Origin of the sequence: Ornithinimicrobium ciconiae (assembly GCF_007197575.1) — a bacterium.
Taxonomy (GTDB): domain Bacteria; phylum Actinomycetota; class Actinomycetes; order Actinomycetales; family Dermatophilaceae; genus Ornithinicoccus; species Ornithinicoccus ciconiae.
The window spans coordinates 1,423,192-1,438,882 of sequence record NZ_CP041616.1 but is presented as its reverse complement, the minus strand read 5'-3'; the positions used below and the strand labels follow the sequence as shown (position 1 = coordinate 1,438,882).

Here is a 15,691-nt window from a genome sequence, read left to right as displayed (position 1 = left end):
GTGAGCATCACCAACCCGATGCCACCGCCCACCACGGTGGCGGAGGACGACTACCGACGGCTCCGCGACCTGGTCGCCGCCGGCGGGGTGACGGTCCTGACCGGCGCCGGGGTCTCCACCGCATCAGGCATCCCCGACTACCGCGGCCCGGACGGCAACCGACGTGTCCAGCCGATGCAGTACGCCGAGTTCCTCGCCTCCGCGGAGGCCCGCCGTCGCTACTGGGCGCGCAGCTATGTCGGCTGGGCGCACTTTCGGGCCGCCCGGCCCAATGATGCTCACCGCGCCATCGCTGCGCTGCAGCACGGCGGCCAGGTCGAGAGCCTCATCACCCAGAACGTGGACGGTCTGCACCAGGAGGCCGGATCACGCGAGGTCATCGAACTGCACGGCAACCTCAACGTCATCGTCTGCCTGCGGTGCGAGGAACGCTTTGACCGCGCCGAGGTGCACCGGTGGATCGCCGACGCCAACCCGGGATTCACCGCGCAGAGCGACGAGATCCGTCCCGACGGCGACATCGTGCTGGCCGCGCAGGACTTCACCGAGTTCCGTCTGGTCCGCTGCGTCACCTGCGGCTCCGACCTGCTCAAGCCGGACGTCGTCTTCTTCGGAGGCTCGGTCGCCAAACCCCTGGTCGAGCAGGCCTATGCGGCAGTCGAGGCCGGGGACGGCCTGTTGGTCCTGGGCTCGTCGCTGCAGGTGATGAGCGGACTCCGGTTCGTCAAGCGCGCCCACGCCCTCGGGATCCCGGTCGCCGTCGTGACCCGGTGGGCCACCCGGGGCGACGAGTGGGCGACCCTGCGCATCGACGCCCTGCTCGATGACGTGCTGCCACGGCTGGTGGCGGACTGCACCCAGGACGCTCAGGGCTAGGTGGAAGCCACGGGGCACCACCCCGGCCCGCTAGCGCCGTCACGCCAGATCCCTCACTGCGGGTTCACGGCATCTTCACGACCTCCCTGGCGCTGCACCACGCCGAGCCGCTGTCCGTCGTGGACCACGGCAAAGGTGCCGTCCCGATCCGTGCGCAGCACGACGGTGCCGGTCTCGGCGAGCAGCGACAGCACCGTCCGGCTCGGGTGCCCGAAGGTGTTGTCCTCCCCCACCCCGATCAGCGCCACAGTGGCACCGACCCCGGTGACCAGCGCCTCGTCCTGCGCAGCGCTGCCGTGGTGGGCTACCTTCAGCACGTCGAAGCGCTGCCCCTCCAGGGCACGCCGCACACCTCGGGCCGCGCCCGGCTCGATGTCACCGGTGAACAGCAGGCGGAGGCCGTTCCCCATCGTCGAGGCGGTGAAGTCGAGCACCACGCTGCCGTCGTTCGCACCGAGCGATTCGCCAGCAGCCCGCTCTGCAGGAGGCCACACCACCGTCGCGCTCACCTGACCCACGTCGCCCCAGAGGAGGTGGTCGCCAGCGGTGACGGCATACGTCGGGATGTTGTTGGCGGCGAGCGCGGACAGGACCTGGTCAGCCTCCCCGGGCGGGTCGCGGACGGGCGTGACATAGGCGGCCGCCACGGGGATCCGCCCGACCACCGCGTCCAGACCTCCGACGTGGTCGGCGTGGAAGTGACTGAGGACGAGGCCGTCGAGGCGGCGGACGCCGAGCAGGTCCAGGCAGGCAGCGAGGAGCTGCGGGTCGGGTCCGGTGTCGACCAGCAGTGCGCTGTCCGGCCCGGTCGCCACCACGAAGGCGTCGCCCTGGCCGACGTCGCACCCGGCGACGACCCAACCCTGCGGTGGCCATCCGTGGCGCCCGGGGGTGGGCCACAGCAGCGCCAGGGTGAGCAGGAGCACTGACCACGCCGCCAGTGGGTGGCGGCCGGCCTGCCAGCGCAGCCACCGTCCCGCTGCCAGCACTGCGACGGTCAGCCCGGTCAACAGCCAGGCACCGCCGACACCCTCGACCCAGCCGATCGTGCCCATCGGCACGGTAGCGCCCCAGCGGGCCACCGCCCCGATCAGCCAGGCGGGCACCGCGCCGATCCATGCGACGAGCATCCCCAAGGGCACCCAGACAGTGCTGGTGAGGGCGGCGCCGATCCCCAGGACCGTCGTCGGTGCCACGAACGGGGCCGCGAGCAGGTTGGTCAGGACCGCGATGGTGCTGACATTGCCCTGAAGCAGCACGATGACCGGGGCACAGACCACCTGGGCAGCCAGGGGTATGGCGATCGCGTCCCCCAGCAGGGACAGTCGCCTCGGCAGGTGGCGGGCGATGGCGTCGCCCCAGGGTCGGGCGAAGACCACCAGGCCGAGGGTCGCGAGGGTGGACAGTGCGAAGCCGTAGGAGCGGGCGAGCCAGGGGTCCCAGCAGAGCAGGGCCAGGACCGCGGTCGCCAGGGCCGGCAGGCTCACCGAGCGTCGTGAGGAGCTCAACCCGATCAGGCCGACCACACCCATCGCTCCGGCGCGCAGCACGCTCGGCTCGGGCCGGCAGAGCAGGACGAAACCGACCAGGCAGGCCAGGGCCACGACCGGGCGCCACCGCCGGGGCACTCCGAGCCAGCCGCACAACAGGATCGCAGCGCCGAGGACGATCGCCACGTTGGAGCCGCTGACCGCACTCAGGTGTGTCATGCCCGTGGCGAGCATGGCGTCAGTCAGGTCACTCGGGGTGAGTGACGTGTCACCGATGACGAGGCCAGGGATCAGGGCGCGGGCGTCGACCGGGAGGGGGCCGACGGCCAGCCGAAGGCGCTCGCGCACGCGCTCGACGCCGGTGAGGACCGGGCTGGTGTCGCCGTGCAGGGTCGGCGGATCCAGCGGAGTGAGGACTGCGACGACCGAGTCGCCCGGGTCGGGCGGAGCGAGCCGGGCCAGGGTCGTCACGGTGCCGCGCCACGGGACGTCCTGCCAGGTCGGGTCGGCAAAGACCACCACCGGGGTGCGGACAGCGCTGCGCATGCCCCGTGCCTCGACGCTGCGCAGGCCGAGCTCCAGGACGACCAGGTCGGGTCGTTCGTCCCCGCGGTCCAGCAACCGCGGCTCGGTGAGCACGGTGCCGGTGATGGTCACCACGGCCCGCTCCTGCGCCAGCTCCGGGACCGGTCCGGCCTCGTCGGTGGCCCGGTGCGCCGCACCCGAGAGCAGCACGAGCGAGGTCGCGACCAGGCTCAGGGCTGCGAGACCCCCCAGGGGCAACTGGCGCGGACGCGACGTCGCCCTGTCTATTCGCGCCCTGCGAGTCCACGGCATACCCACCCGTGTCGTGCTGCCCACTCGCGTTCGTCCGCCCACGCGGGTCAGCCCGATCATCGCGATCGCGGCGGCAAGTGTGGCGAGGCCGAGCGTCAACTGGGCACGGGCACTCTGCACGACCATGGCCACCATCACGGCCCAGGCCACGAGGGCGGGCACCAGCAGCCGCAGATCCAGCCGGGGAGTGTCACCCACCGGGGCCGCGGCGTTCACAGCGTCACGTGCGGACGCAGTTTCTCCAGGGTTGCCTCCCCGATGCCACTGACCTCCAGCAGTTCGTCGGGGGTGCTGAATCGTCCGTGCTCCGTGCGCCACTGGATGATCGCTGTGGCCGTCACGGGACCGACCCCGGGCAGCTCCTCCAGGAGGGCCTGGTCGGCGGTGTTGATGTCGATCTGCTGGTCTGCGCCTGCACCCGGCGCCGGGGCAGAACCACCGCCCGCATGGTCACCCGGGGCAGCACCGCTGGAGTCGATGACCTCGGGCACATCCTCTCCCGGGCGGGGCACCCAGATGCGTTCCCCGTCGGCCACCGTGCGCGCGAGGTTGAGCCGGCTGGTGTCGGCATCGGGGGCCAGCCCGCCGGCTGCGGCGAGCGCGTCGTGGACGCGGGCACCGGGCTCGAGACGCACGACACCGGGGCTGCGCACCTCTCCAGCGACATGGACGAGCAGTTCGGACGCCGTCGGAGCGCCGGCCACCTCTCCGACGGCCTGGCCTGTCGGCATACCCTCCTCGGAGGCACCCGTGGTCCCTGCTGATCCTGCGGTCGCGGCCGCCGCGTCACCCTGCCTAGGAGATGCCGGAGCCTGGGCGGCCAGCGGTGCCAGCGGCTGTGGGGTGCTTCCCCGCTCGGCCTGCCACCAGCGCAGACCGAAGATGCCCGCGGCGGCGAGCGCCACGACCAGCAGTGCCAGGACCGCGAGTGGCCGGACACCGAGGGTCACCGACCGCAGCGAGCGGGGCACCGTCAGGACGGGCGGCCGCGCACCGTCGGTGCGGTGTCGACCGGGATCCGGTGGCAGCCACTCACCGCCGGTGACCTGCTCACTGCTGTCTGCGGTGTCGCTCGGCTCCGCGGACCACTGGCGATCATCGTCCTCCTCCAGCCAGCCCTCGAGGAGAACCTCGCCTGGTGGGCCGGCTCGTGGTCGGCTCGGCAGATCGTCCTCGGACCGGTTGTGGTCGTCTCCCCGACGCTCACGCGTGGCACGCTCGAGGAGCTCCGCCAGCCGATCCTGCTCTCCCATGTCCGTGACGCTAGGCAGCAGTCCGGGTCGCCCGACCCGCTGTGGCAGTTCCTGTGGACAGGCGCGGTGGAGGTCGCCGACTGTGGACAGCGTCCGGAGGGCACGACCGAGCGCTCAGTCCCCCCGAGGGGACAACACGCGACGTCAGGCCACCCGGAGAGAACACCACGGTTCGCTGGGGCGAGGTCAGGCGCCCGGTGTTAGGCGCGGGGGGCGACGGTGACGGCGAGCGTGCCCGGGCCGGTGTGCACCCCAGCGACGGCGCCGAGCTCCACCAGGTCCCAGCGACCCCCGGTCGGCAACATGTTCCGGAGGTTGTCCAGGAGCTTCTCGGCCTCGTCCGGCCAGGCCAGATGATGGACGGCCACGTCCACCACCGTCCCCGTGCTTTCCGCCGCGATAAAGGCCTCGACGCACCGGGACTGCAGCTGGATCAGCGCCTTGGCGCGGGTGCGCACCCGCTCGGCCAGCTGCACCTCCCCGTCGGCCAGGGTCAGCAGCGGCTTGATCGCCAGGGCTGAGCCGAGGATGGCCTGGGCCGTGCCGACCCGGCCCCCGCGCCGCAGGTGCTCCAGGGTGTCGACATAGAAATAGGTCGAGGCCGCCGCGGACCTGGCCCGAGCGATCTCGGCGCACTCGCTCAGGCTCGCCCCGGCATACGCAGCATCAGCGGCAGCAGCGGCGGCATAACCCATGCCCATGCCCAGGATCCGGGAGTCGACCACCTCGACGGTGACCTCGTCCCGCACCGCCTGGGCGGCCAGCTGCGCAGCCTCGACCGTGCCGGAGATCGCCCCGGAGATGAGCACCGCGACGATCGAGTCCGCCCCGGAGATCTGGGCCACCTCACGGAACCGCTCGACGAACTCACCGGGTGCGGGCCGGGAGGTGCCGACCTTCTCCTTGCCCGCCCGCAGCAGGTCGGCGACCTCCGAGACCGTGATGTCCACGCCCTCGGCATATGTCTGTCGGCCCACCTGGACGTGCAACGGGATCACGAAGACCCCGGCCTCGGTCGCCAGCTCAGGAGTCAGGCAGGCGGTCGAATCAGTCAGCACAGCGGTGGGCACGACAGCAGTCTCTCAGGTCACGGGCGGGTCGGGCTCACGACAGTGGTGTGGTCCGCTCAGGCGGGGACGATGTTGACCAGCTTGGGCGCGCGCACGATCACGGTGCGCAGCTCGCCGTCACCGATCAGCTCCTTGATCCGCTCGGAGCCCAGCGCCAGCTCGCGCAACTCGTCCTCGGAGATGTCGGGAGCCACCTCGATGCGGTCCCGGACCTTGCCCTTGATCTGCACGACGCAGGTCACGGTCTCCTCGACCAGCAGCGCCGGATCCGCCTCGGGGAACGGCTCATAGGCCAGCGACTCGGCGTGACCCAGCCGCGACCACAGCTCCTCGGCGATGTGCGGCGCGACCGGTGCCACCATCTGCACCAGCGGTTGGATCGCGGCGCGCGGCACCCGGTCCAGCTTGGTCAGATGGTTGTTGAACTCGATCATCTTGGCCACCGCAGTGTTGACGCGCAGGTGCTCGAAGTCGGTCTTGACCCCGTCGGCGGTGCGGGCCAGGAAGCGCGCGGTCGTCTCGTCCAGCTCGTCGTCGGAGACGGTCACCTCCCCGGTCTCCTCGTCGATGACGTTGCGCCACAGGCGTTGCAGGAAGCGCTGGCTCCCGACGACGGCACGGGTCTCCCAGGGGCGGTACTGCTCCAGCGGGCCCATCGACATCTCGTAGACCCGGAAGGTGTCGGAGCCGTACTGCGCGCGCATCTCGTCGGGGGTCACGACGTTCTTGAGGGACTTGCCCATCTTGCCGTGCTCCTTGGTCACGGGCTGGCCCTGCCAGGTGTATGTCGGGTCGCCGCTCTCCGCGATGGTCTCCTCGACCTCCGCGGCCGGGACCGGCTGGCCCCGGGGGTCGCGATAGACGTAGGCCTCGACCATGCCCTGGTTGATCAGCCGGCGGAACGGCTCCTCGCTGCTGATGTAGCCCAGGTCGAACAACGCCTTGTGCCAGAAGCGGGAGTAGAGCAGGTGCAGCACCGCGTGCTCGGCACCGCCGATGTAGAGGTCGACGCCACCGGGATCGCGCGCACCCTCAGGCGCACCGGCGACCGGCTGGTCACGCGGCCCGATCCAGTAGGCCTCGACCGCGGGGTCGACCGGCGCCTGCGTGTTCTCCGGGTCCTGGTAGCGCAACTGGTACCAGCACGACCCGGCCCAGTTGGGCATGGTGTTGGTGTCGCGGCGGTAGCGCTTGGGGCCATCCCCCAGGTCCAGCTCGACGTGCACCCACTCGGTCGCCCGCGCCAGCGGCGCCTCCGGCATCGAGTCGGCATCCTGCGGGTCGAAGGTGCGCGGGCTGTAGTCCGGCACGTCCGGCAGCGTCAGCGGCAGCTGGTCATCGGGCAGGGCGTGCGCGACACCGTCCTCGTCCCAGGCGATCGGGAAGGGCTCGCCCCAGTAGCGCTGCCGGCTGAACAGCCAGTCACGCAGCCGGTAGGTGATCGTCCCCTCGCCCAGACCCTTGCCGGCCAGCCAGTCGATGATGGTCGCCTTGGCCTCATCGACCGGCAGACCGTTCAGGTCGATCTCGTCGTTGGCCGAGTTGATCGCCGGCCCCTCCCCGGTGAACGCCTCGTCCTCCGGGTGCTCTGGGGTCGGCTGCACGGTGCGGATGATCGGCAGGTCGTAGGCCGTGGCAAAGGCCCAGTCGCGTTCGTCCTGTCCGGGGACGGCCATGATCGCGCCGGTGCCGTAGCCCATCAGCACATAGTCGGCGACCCAGACCTGGACGGCCTCGCCGGTGGCCGGGTTGATCGCGTGGGCGCCGGTGAAGACGCCGGTCTTGGCCAAGGCGTCGGCCTGCCGCTCCAGGTCGGACCTGGTCGAGGCGGCGCGCTGGTATGCCGCGACGTCATCCTTGTGGGACTGCGGGACGATGTGCTCCAGCAGCGGGTGCTCGGGGGCCAGCACCATGAAGGTGGCGCCGAAGATCGTGTCCGGGCGGGTGGTGAAGACCGTGATCGGCTCGTCGTGGCCCACGACCGGGAACGAGACGTTCGCGCCCTGGCTGCGCCCGATCCAGTTGCGCTGCTGGATCTTGATCTTCTCCGGCCAGTCCAGCCGGTCCAGGTCGTCGATCAGCCGGTCGGCATAGGCGGTGATCCGCATCTTCCACTGGCTCAGGTTGCGCTTGAAGACCGGGAAGTCGCCACGCTCGGAGCGGCCCTCGTTGGTGACCTCCTCGTTGGACAGCACCGTGCCCAGCCCGGGGCACCAGTTGACCGGTGCCGACGAGACGTAGGCCAACCGGTGCTGCGCCAGGACCTGCTCGCGCTCGGTCGGGGTCAGCTGGGCCCACGGCTGACCGGACGGGGTCTGTCGGTGGCCCCCGGCATACTGCTCGATCAAGGAGGTGATCGGGCGCGCGGCGCCCAGTTGGCCGTCGGCGCGGACGGCCGACTCGTCATACCAGCTGTTGAAGATCTGCAGGAAGATCCACTGGGTCCAGCGATAGAAGTCGGGGTCGATGGTCTCGATCGACCGGCGCTGCTCATGGCCCATGCCCAGGGCCCGCAGCTGGCGGCGATAGGTGACCATGTTGGCCTCGGTGGTGGTACGCGGGTGCTGTCCCGTCTGCACGGCATACTGCTCCGCCGGTAGGCCGAAGGCGTCGAAGCCCATGGTGTGCAGCACGTTCTTGCCGGTGGTGCGCTGATAGCGGCTGAAGACGTCGGTGGCGATGAAGCCCAGCGGGTGACCGACGTGCAGCCCCGCGCCCGAGGGGTAGGGGAACATGTCCATCACCATCACGTGGCCGCGCTGCAGACGCGGGTCGTCCGGCTCGGCCCAGGGACCAGCGGGGTTGGCGGAGTGGAACGTGCCCTCAGCCTCCCAGCGGTCCTGCCAGGCGTCCTCGATCTGGTTGGCCAACTGCGCGGTGTAACGGTGCGGCGTGGCCTTGTCCCCCGCCCCGGCGCTCCCGTGGCTGGTCTGCTCGCTCGTGCTGTCAGTCATCTCGTCCTCAGGTGTGGTGCGTGCTGCGTCGTCCTGCTGCGTCCTGACACAAAAAAGCCCCTCGCCCAGGAGGGGTCAGCCGCGCCGGCTCGTGTCGTGCTCAGCGCGGCTGCATAAGGAGGAGCGTGCAGCGCATGTTCACAGGTTACCGCAGGTCGCGTCAGCGACGGGTGCGCAGGCCCGCGCCGCCGGAGTCCAGCAGAGGGTGCACGCGCACGGATGCTTGACATCAGGGATGCCGCTCCCGTGCATCAGTGATGCTAGCGTCTAGGTATGAGGACGACGGTGCGACTCGACCCGGAGGTCGCCGCAGCCGCAGAGCGGCTACGGCGGGAACGTCACATCGGCCTCGGTGAGGCCGTCAACGAACTCGCCCGTGCCGGCCTCGAACGTGGGCAGAGGACAACGCGATTCCGGCAGCGAACGGCGAACGTCGGACTGAAGATCGATGTCACCAACGTCGCCGATGCCCTTGAGCAGCTCGACGCCTATGACGTGCAGACCGAACGATGATCGTCGACGCCAACGTCCTGCTATACGCCGTCGATGAGCAGTCCCACTTCCACGACACCTCGCGGGACTGGCTGGACGAAGCCATGAACGGCGTCGAACGGGTCGGGCTGCCGTGGGTGTCCTTGATGGCGTTCCAGCGGATCATCACCCACTCCCGCGCCACCGCGAACCCCCTCACTCCCGCAGAGGGATGGAGCTACATCACCGACTGGCTGGCCGCCGACCTGTCCTGGGTGCCGACACCCGGCACCCGCCACCGCGAGATCCTCGGCCGGCTCCTCGTCGACGGAGACCTTCGCGGCAACCTTGTCACCGACGCCCACCTGGCCGCACTCGCCATCGAGCACGGCACCAGCATCTGCTCGTTCGACAGCGACTTCGCCCGCTTCCCCGCGCTCAGTTGGATCAACCCCGACCAGCGGTGACACCGACGCGCTGCCGCGCTCGGGCCCGGTCGTAGGGCCCGAACTCCAGCTGTCGCCGGGCCCGCTTTGTCGGGTCAGACCCGGACGAGGTCGATCAGGCCACGTGTGGCGAGCACCTCAAAGTCATCGTCCTGAGTGACAACAGGCAACCTGTTGGCACGGGCAGTGGCTGCGATCCAGAGGTCGTTGACATTGAGGCGCTTGCCCGCTCGAGCGACCTCGACTCGCAAGAGTGCCCACTCCTGCCCGACGGCCGCGTCAACCGGGAGGGGCTCGCTCTCTTGTGCCAGCTGGAGGGTCCGCAGCCGCGTGGAGACGCTCACTGGATCGGAGGCTGCCAGGACCCCAGCCTGGAGTTCCGCCAGGGTGATGACGCTGACGCGCAACACATCCGGGAGCCTGGCCCGATCAAGCCGCCGGCCCACCTCGGCGGAGATCCAAACGCTGGTGTCCGCCAACCCTTCAGTCATCCGAGCGGACCAAGCTCGTCGGTCGAACCCGCGGAGATCCAGGCGATGTCGTCGGCGAGCGTGGGATCTGGCTGCTGACGGTCCAGGTGAGCCAGGAGTTCAGCCTTGGGCAGACCAGTGCGTCGCTGGTGTCGCGGCCGGGTGATGAGGGCCGCCGGCTCACCGTGGACAGTGACAGTGACCTCCACACCATCAGCCACCTGTTTGAGCACGGCGGCAGTGTGGTTCCGGAGATCGCGGGAAGCAATGGTCGTCACGTAGCGAAGTGTAGCACTCTCGCCACAGCCTTCCGCGTGACTTGAGATTTCGTGTGGGTGATGTTGGGCGAGGACAGCGCGGTCACTCAGCCCCGGTCGTAGGCCTCGAGGATCAGATCCGCAGCCGCGACCGCCGTCAGGTCGCCTGCGATGACGCGCTCACGGATCTCTGCACGCACCCGTTTGACCTCGGCGTCGCCCGCCAGCCGGGCGTCGAGCTCGGCGCGCACCAGGGCCAAGGTGAACTCCAGCTGCTGGGCTGCCCGCTTGTCCGCCAGACCGCGGTCGCCCAGGAACGCCCGGTGCCGCAGCACCCGCCGCCACACCGTCTCGATGCCGGTCCCCTCGACGGCCGAGCAGGTCAGCACCGGCGGCACCCACGACTGGGTCCCGGCATAAACCAGCCGGAACGTGCTCGCCAGGTCCTTGGCCGTGACCTCGGCCTCCCGCACCCGGTCCCCGTCGGCCTTGTTGACCGCGACGACGTCAGCGAGTTCGAGGATCCCCTTCTTGATGCCCTGCAGCTGGTCACCGGTGCGCGCGATGGTCAGGAACAGGAAGGTGTCGACCATGCCGGCGACCGTCACCTCCGACTGTCCAACCCCGACGGTCTCCACCAGCACCACGTCGAAGCTGGCCGCCTCCAGCACGGTGATCGACTGGGCCGTGGCGCGGGCCACGCCACCGAGGGTGCCCGCGCTCGGCGAGGGACGGATGTATGCCGAGGGGCTGGCTGACAGCTCCGCCATCCTGGTCTTGTCCCCCAGCACCGAACCTCCAGTGCGCACGCTGGAGGGATCGACAGCCAGCACCCCGACCCGGTGGCCCTGACCGATCAGCCAGGTGCCGAGCGCCTCGATGAAGGTGGACTTGCCGACGCCGGGCACCCCGGAGACCCCGACCCGCACCGCTCCCCCGGCGTGCGGGGTGAGCTCGGCCAGGAGCTCGCGGGCGGCGAGCCGGTGATCGGGCCGACTGGACTCCACGAGCGTGATGGCGCGGGCGACTGCCGTGCGGTCGCGGGCCAGCACGCCCTGGGCCAGGGCGGCGGGGTCAGGAGCCATCCGTGTCCGTGTCCGAGTCCTCGTGCCCGAGGGTCGCGCTGAGCCGCTCGAGCAGCGACAGCGCACTGTCGGCGATCACCGTGCCCGGCAGGAAGACGTCGGCGGCACCCATCTCCCGCAGTGTGGCCACGTCGTCGGGCGGGATCACGCCGCCGATGACGACCATGATGTCCTCCCGGCCCTGGTCGGCCAGCGCCTGGCGCAACGCGGGCAGCAGGGTCAGGTGACCGGCAGCCAGCGAGGAGACCCCGACCACGTGCACGTCGGCGTCGACCGCCTGCTGGGCCACCTCCTCCGGCGTGGAGAACAACGGGCCCACGTCGACGTCGAAGCCCATGTCGGCGAAGGCGGTGACGATGACCTTCTGGCCGCGGTCGTGCCCGTCCTGGCCCATCTTGGCCACCAGGATGCGCGGCCGGCGCCCCTCGGCGGCCTCGAACCGCTCGGTCGCAGCGACGACCTGCTCGACGTTGCCGGCTCCCCCGGCCTCCTGGCGATACACACCGGAGATCGTACGGATCACCGCCCGGTGCCGGCCATAGGCCTGCTCCAGCGCGAGCGAGATCTCCCCGACGGTCGCCTTGGCCCGGGCGGCGTCCACCGACAGGGCGAGCAGGTTGCCCTCCAGCGATCCGTCCTTGCCACCGCCGGCCTCGGCGCTGGCACGCAGCGCGTGCAGCGCGGAGTCCACCGCGGACTGGTCCCGCTCCGCACGCAACCTCTCCAGCTTGGCCAGCTGCGCGGCATACACCGCGTTGTTGTCCACCCTGAGCACCTCGAAGGGCTCCTCGTCGGTGACCTGATAGGTGTTGACGCCGATCACCGCCTGCTGTCCGGAGTCGATCCGCGCCTGGGTGCGCGCGGCCGCCTCCTCGATGCGCATCTTGGGCAGCCCCTCCTCGATCGCCCTGGTCATGCCGCCGGCGGCCTCGACCTCCTGGATGTGGCCCCAGGCGCGGGCGGCCAGGTCGTGGGTGAGCCTCTCGACGTAGTAGGAACCGCCCCACGGGTCGATGATCTCGGTCGTGCCGGTCTCCTGCTGGATGAGCAGCTGGGTGTTGCGGGCGATGCGCGCGGAGAAGTCGGTCGGCAGCGCGATCGCCTCGTCCAGGGCGTTGGTGTGCAGACTCTGGGTGTGCCCCTGGGTCGCGGCCATCGCCTCGATCGCGGTGCGCTGCACGTTGTTGTAGACGTCCTGCGCGGTAAGGCTCCACCCGGAGGTCTGGCTGTGGGTGCGCAGCGAGCGCGACTTGGGGTTGCTCGGGTTGAAGTCGGCGACCAGGCGCGACCACAGCGCCCGGGCCGCGCGCATCTTGGCGACCTCCATGAAGAAGTTCATCCCGATCGCCCAGAAGAAGGACAGCCGCGGCGCGAAGGCGTCGATGTCCAGGCCCGCGTCGAGCCCGGCGCGGATGTATTCGACCCCGTCGGCCAGCGTGTAGGCCAGCTCCAGGTCGTTCGTGGCCCCGGCCTCCTGGATGTGGTAGCCGGAGATCGAGATCGAGTTGTAGCGCGGCATCTTTGCGGCGGTGAAGGAGAAGATGTCGCTGATGATCCGCATCGACGGTGCCGGCGGATAGATGTAGGTGTTGCGGACCATGAACTCTTTGAGGATGTCGTTCTGGATGGTCCCGGACAGCTGCTCGGGGGCCACGCCCTGCTCCTCGGCGGCGACGATGTAGAGCGCGAGCACCGGCAGCACCGCGCCGTTCATCGTCATCGACACGGACATCTTGTCCAGCGGGATGCCGTCAAAGAGGGTGCGCGTGTCATAGATCGAGTCGATCGCGACCCCGGCCATGCCGACGTCGCCGCGCACCCGCGGGTGGTCGGAGTCGTAGCCGCGGTGGGTGGCCAGGTCGAAGGCGACCGACAGACCCTTCTGGCCCGCGGCCAGGTTGCGGCGATAGAAGGCGTTGGACTCCTCGGCGGTGGAGAAACCGGCGTACTGCCGGACGGTCCACGGCTGGGTGGCATACATCGCCGGGTAGGGGCCGCGCAGGTAGGGCGCGAGGCCGGGGTAGGTGTCGAGGGCGTCGAGGCCGGCCAGGTCGTCGGCGGTGTAGAGGGCCTTGATGTCGATGCCCTCGGGGGCCGCCCAGGGCTGGGTGTCGGTCACTGCCTGGGCGTATGCCGAGGGGTCGGGTGGCGTGGGGTGCTGGCTGCGCAGCGGGAAGGCGGCGAAGGACTTGGGGATGTTCACTTCTCGACCTCCGTGGTCGTGCCGGAGCTGGGTTCGACGCCCGGTGCGGCACCTGGCTCGACACCCAGGCGCTCGCGGGTGCGGTGCAGGAAGGCCAGGGCGTCCAGCCCCATGGCCGCGTGGTCGTCGACGGCCAGGCCTTCGACCGGCCTGCCGGCGAGGACGACGTGCTCGGCTCCGGCCTCACGGAGGGCGGTGACCAGGTCAGGTCCCCACTCGGCATACGCCTGGTCGGTCCCGGCCAGGGCGACCACGGCCTCGTGGCGGTAGGCGGCGAGCACGTCCTCGACCCCGGTGGTGGTGCCGACGGTGCGGGCGGTGATCCCGCCGGCGGTGAGCAGGTTGGCCAGGAAGGAGGCCCGTGCGGTGTGCTGGGCGACCGTGCCCATGGTGGCGACGAAGACCGGGGTGGGGGCGGGCTGGTCACGCAGAGCCTCGAAGTCGGCACCATTGCGCACCACGTCGCGGGGCACGGCATACGGCCGGCGGTGCGGCAGCGTCTCGGCGACCTGGGGGAACTCGCTGAGGCCGGTGATCGGGCGGGTGCGGCGGGCGACCTGCTCGCGGCGGCGCTGCACGACCTCGGTGATGGCGCGGTCCCACTTGCCGTCCTTGAGGTTGTGGATCAGGCCGCCGTCCTCCTCGACTCGGCCGAAGAGCTCCCAGGCGGCGACGGCGAGGTCCTCGGTGAGGCGCTCGACGGCGTGCGACCCGCCGGCCGGGTCGGTGACCTCGGCGATGTGCGCCTCGGCGGCGAGCAGGCTGGAGGTGTTGCGGGCGATGCGGCGGCTGAACGTCTCGGGCAGCCCGAGCGGCTCGTCGAAGGGCAGGACCGTGACGGCGCTGGCGCCGCCGACGCCGGCGGAGAAGGCGGCGACGGTGGTGCGCAGCATGTTGGTGTAGGGGTCGTAGCGGGTCATCATCGGCCGCGAGGTGACCGCGTGCTGCGACTGACCGCGGAGGTCGGGCTCGACGTGCGAGAGCTCGAGGACGCGGGCCCACAGCTGGCGGGCGGCGCGGAGCTTGGCGATGGTGGGGAACTGCTCCGCCGTTGCGGCATAACGGAACTCGATGAGTCCGGCGGCGGTGGCCGGGTCGTGGCCGGCCTGGGCGAGCAGTCGCAGGTATTCGGCGCCGGCGGCGATCGTGTAGGCCAGCTCCTGGACGTCGGAGCCGCCGCGGTCGTGCACGGCGGTGCCGTCGACCATGATCGCCCTGAGGCCCTCGCGCACGGCGAGGTCGGCGACGTCGCGGACGACCTCTCGCGACATCGGGCGCTTGTCGCGGTGGCCGATCGGGTTGGCGCCGAGGTTGGTGCCCGGTGCGGGCTGGACCCCTCGGTGGACCAGGTGGCGGACAAACTCGGACGCGGCGAGGACGGGACGCTCTGGGGCGTCGAGGATGACCGGTGCGAGGTCGAGCAGGACGGGCTCGAGGACCGTGTCGAGGTCCTCGAGGACGAGGCCGCCCTGACCGAGGACGAGCCAGACGGAGTTGACGCCATTCTCGAGGTCCTCGGTGATGTGCTGGGCGGTCAGCTCGGCGTCCGGGTCCTCGAAGCGGGCGCGGATGTCCCACGCGCCGAACGGGCGGGTCGCGGCGGCGCCGCGGGTGAACGGAGCCTGACCGGGCAGACCCGGGTCGGGCAGCTTGGCCGCCGTGTCCGGTGTGCCCAGTGGCAGGACGGGGATGCCGTCCAGGGTGGTGCGGGTCAGCGCGCTCCACGCGGCGGAGTCGGGGTCGTCACTGGTCAGGCGCCCGCTCTTGCGCAGCACCGCCGCGACAGCACCCTCCCACTGCTCCTGGGTCGCGGCGCCGTCCGGGGCGAGGGGGAGCTGGTCGGCGCTGGGTGGGGTCGACATGCTCCGATCGTAGTTCCCCCCCCCCAATTCTTGGGGAGGATCGGACCGCCTCTCACGCCTCTTTGGGGAGGTTCGGTACGCCCCTGCGCCTACTTGGGGCGTCGAGATGCAGCGAACTCTGCATAAACGCCCTTCGCATGTCGCATAACTGCCACTTACTCTTCGAGTAAGCAAGAGTTTGGTTTCGATGAACTCATGGGCGGATGTCGAGATGCGCTGAACGTTGCACGAGGGAGTGATGCTTCATCACGACGGCCCCATCCGCTGCCTGCCGCGACCTTGCCCACCGCCCTTATGGGCAAGATTTCAGCCGCGACGCCGCGCTCACACGAGCGAAACGTGGACCGTAAGCGGATCCGCTTGCGAAACGGAATGGACCAGAGCTTCGAGCGCCAGGCGGCCCCGAGTTGACAGTCA

General features: G+C 70.4%; 12 protein-coding genes. 3 read left to right on the top strand and 9 right to left on the bottom strand.

Annotated elements, in window-relative coordinates; genetic code table 11:
• Positions 1-876 (top strand): NAD-dependent protein deacetylase, encoded by an 876-nt coding sequence (locus tag FNH13_RS06660; RefSeq protein ID WP_228266627.1) that lies wholly within the window; start codon positions 1-3, stop codon positions 874-876.
• Positions 877-929: 53 nt separating this feature from the next.
• On the opposite strand, the gene FNH13_RS06655 is transcribed toward FNH13_RS06660, so the two are convergent.
• The 4 genes from FNH13_RS06655 to leuS all read right to left on the bottom strand — a co-directional run bounded on the left by FNH13_RS06655 (position 930) and on the right by leuS (position 8,480).
• Positions 930-3,419, bottom strand: a complete 2,490-nt coding sequence (locus FNH13_RS06655) for a ComEC/Rec2 family competence protein (RefSeq protein WP_228266626.1) — start codon at positions 3,417-3,419, stop codon at positions 930-932.
• Positions 3,416-4,456 carry a ComEA family DNA-binding protein gene (locus FNH13_RS19490; RefSeq protein WP_143782742.1) on the bottom strand — a complete coding sequence of 347 codons (1,041 nt, stop codon included), beginning with the start codon at positions 4,454-4,456 and terminating at the stop codon, positions 3,416-3,418. Before FNH13_RS19490 ends, FNH13_RS06655 begins: the two co-directional genes overlap by 4 nt.
• 200 nt (positions 4,457-4,656) lie before the next feature.
• The gene (locus FNH13_RS06645; RefSeq protein WP_143782741.1) at positions 4,657-5,526 is read right to left on the bottom strand and encodes a DegV family protein; all 870 of its coding nucleotides are present in this window, start codon (positions 5,524-5,526) and stop codon (positions 4,657-4,659) included.
• A 56-nt stretch (positions 5,527-5,582) separates the two neighbouring features.
• Positions 5,583-8,480, bottom strand: a complete 2,898-nt coding sequence (leuS, locus tag FNH13_RS06640) for a leucine--tRNA ligase (protein ID WP_143782740.1) — start codon at positions 8,478-8,480, stop codon at positions 5,583-5,585.
• A 273-nt stretch (positions 8,481-8,753) separates the two neighbouring features.
• On the opposite strand from leuS, the gene FNH13_RS06635 reads away from it, so the two are divergent.
• Both FNH13_RS06635 and FNH13_RS06630 read left to right on the top strand, forming a co-directional pair.
• On the top strand, positions 8,754-8,993 hold the full coding sequence (locus FNH13_RS06635) for a CopG family transcriptional regulator (RefSeq protein WP_143782739.1): 240 nt from the start codon (positions 8,754-8,756) through the stop codon (positions 8,991-8,993).
• A complete protein-coding gene (locus FNH13_RS06630; RefSeq protein ID WP_143782738.1) occupies positions 8,990-9,418 on the top strand; it encodes a type II toxin-antitoxin system VapC family toxin in 429 nt (142 codons plus the stop codon). The genes FNH13_RS06635 and FNH13_RS06630 overlap by 4 nt, the downstream gene beginning before the upstream one ends.
• Positions 9,419-9,492: 74 nt before the next feature.
• Here FNH13_RS06630 and FNH13_RS06625 read toward each other — a convergent pair whose 3' ends face one another.
• The 5 genes from FNH13_RS06625 to FNH13_RS06605 all read right to left on the bottom strand — a co-directional run bounded on the left by FNH13_RS06625 (position 9,493) and on the right by FNH13_RS06605 (position 15,274).
• Positions 9,493-9,888, bottom strand: coding sequence for a PIN domain-containing protein (locus tag FNH13_RS06625; RefSeq protein WP_165700039.1), 396 nt, complete (start codon positions 9,886-9,888; stop codon positions 9,493-9,495).
• The gene (locus tag FNH13_RS06620) at positions 9,885-10,145 is read right to left on the bottom strand and encodes a type II toxin-antitoxin system Phd/YefM family antitoxin (RefSeq protein ID WP_202878880.1); all 261 of its coding nucleotides are present in this window, start codon (positions 10,143-10,145) and stop codon (positions 9,885-9,887) included. The genes FNH13_RS06625 and FNH13_RS06620 overlap by 4 nt, the downstream gene beginning before the upstream one ends.
• 86 nt (positions 10,146-10,231) lie before the next feature.
• Complete coding sequence (gene meaB, locus FNH13_RS06615) at positions 10,232-11,209, bottom strand: methylmalonyl Co-A mutase-associated GTPase MeaB (RefSeq protein ID WP_143782737.1); 978 nt, start codon at positions 11,207-11,209, stop codon at positions 10,232-10,234.
• A complete protein-coding gene (gene scpA, locus FNH13_RS06610; protein ID WP_143782736.1) occupies positions 11,199-13,412 on the bottom strand; it encodes a methylmalonyl-CoA mutase in 2,214 nt (737 codons plus the stop codon). The genes meaB and scpA overlap by 11 nt, the downstream gene beginning before the upstream one ends.
• On the bottom strand, positions 13,409-15,274 hold the full coding sequence (locus FNH13_RS06605) for a methylmalonyl-CoA mutase family protein (protein ID WP_143782735.1): 1,866 nt from the start codon (positions 15,272-15,274) through the stop codon (positions 13,409-13,411). Before FNH13_RS06605 ends, scpA begins: the two co-directional genes overlap by 4 nt.
• Between the last annotated feature and the right edge of the window lie 417 nt (positions 15,275-15,691).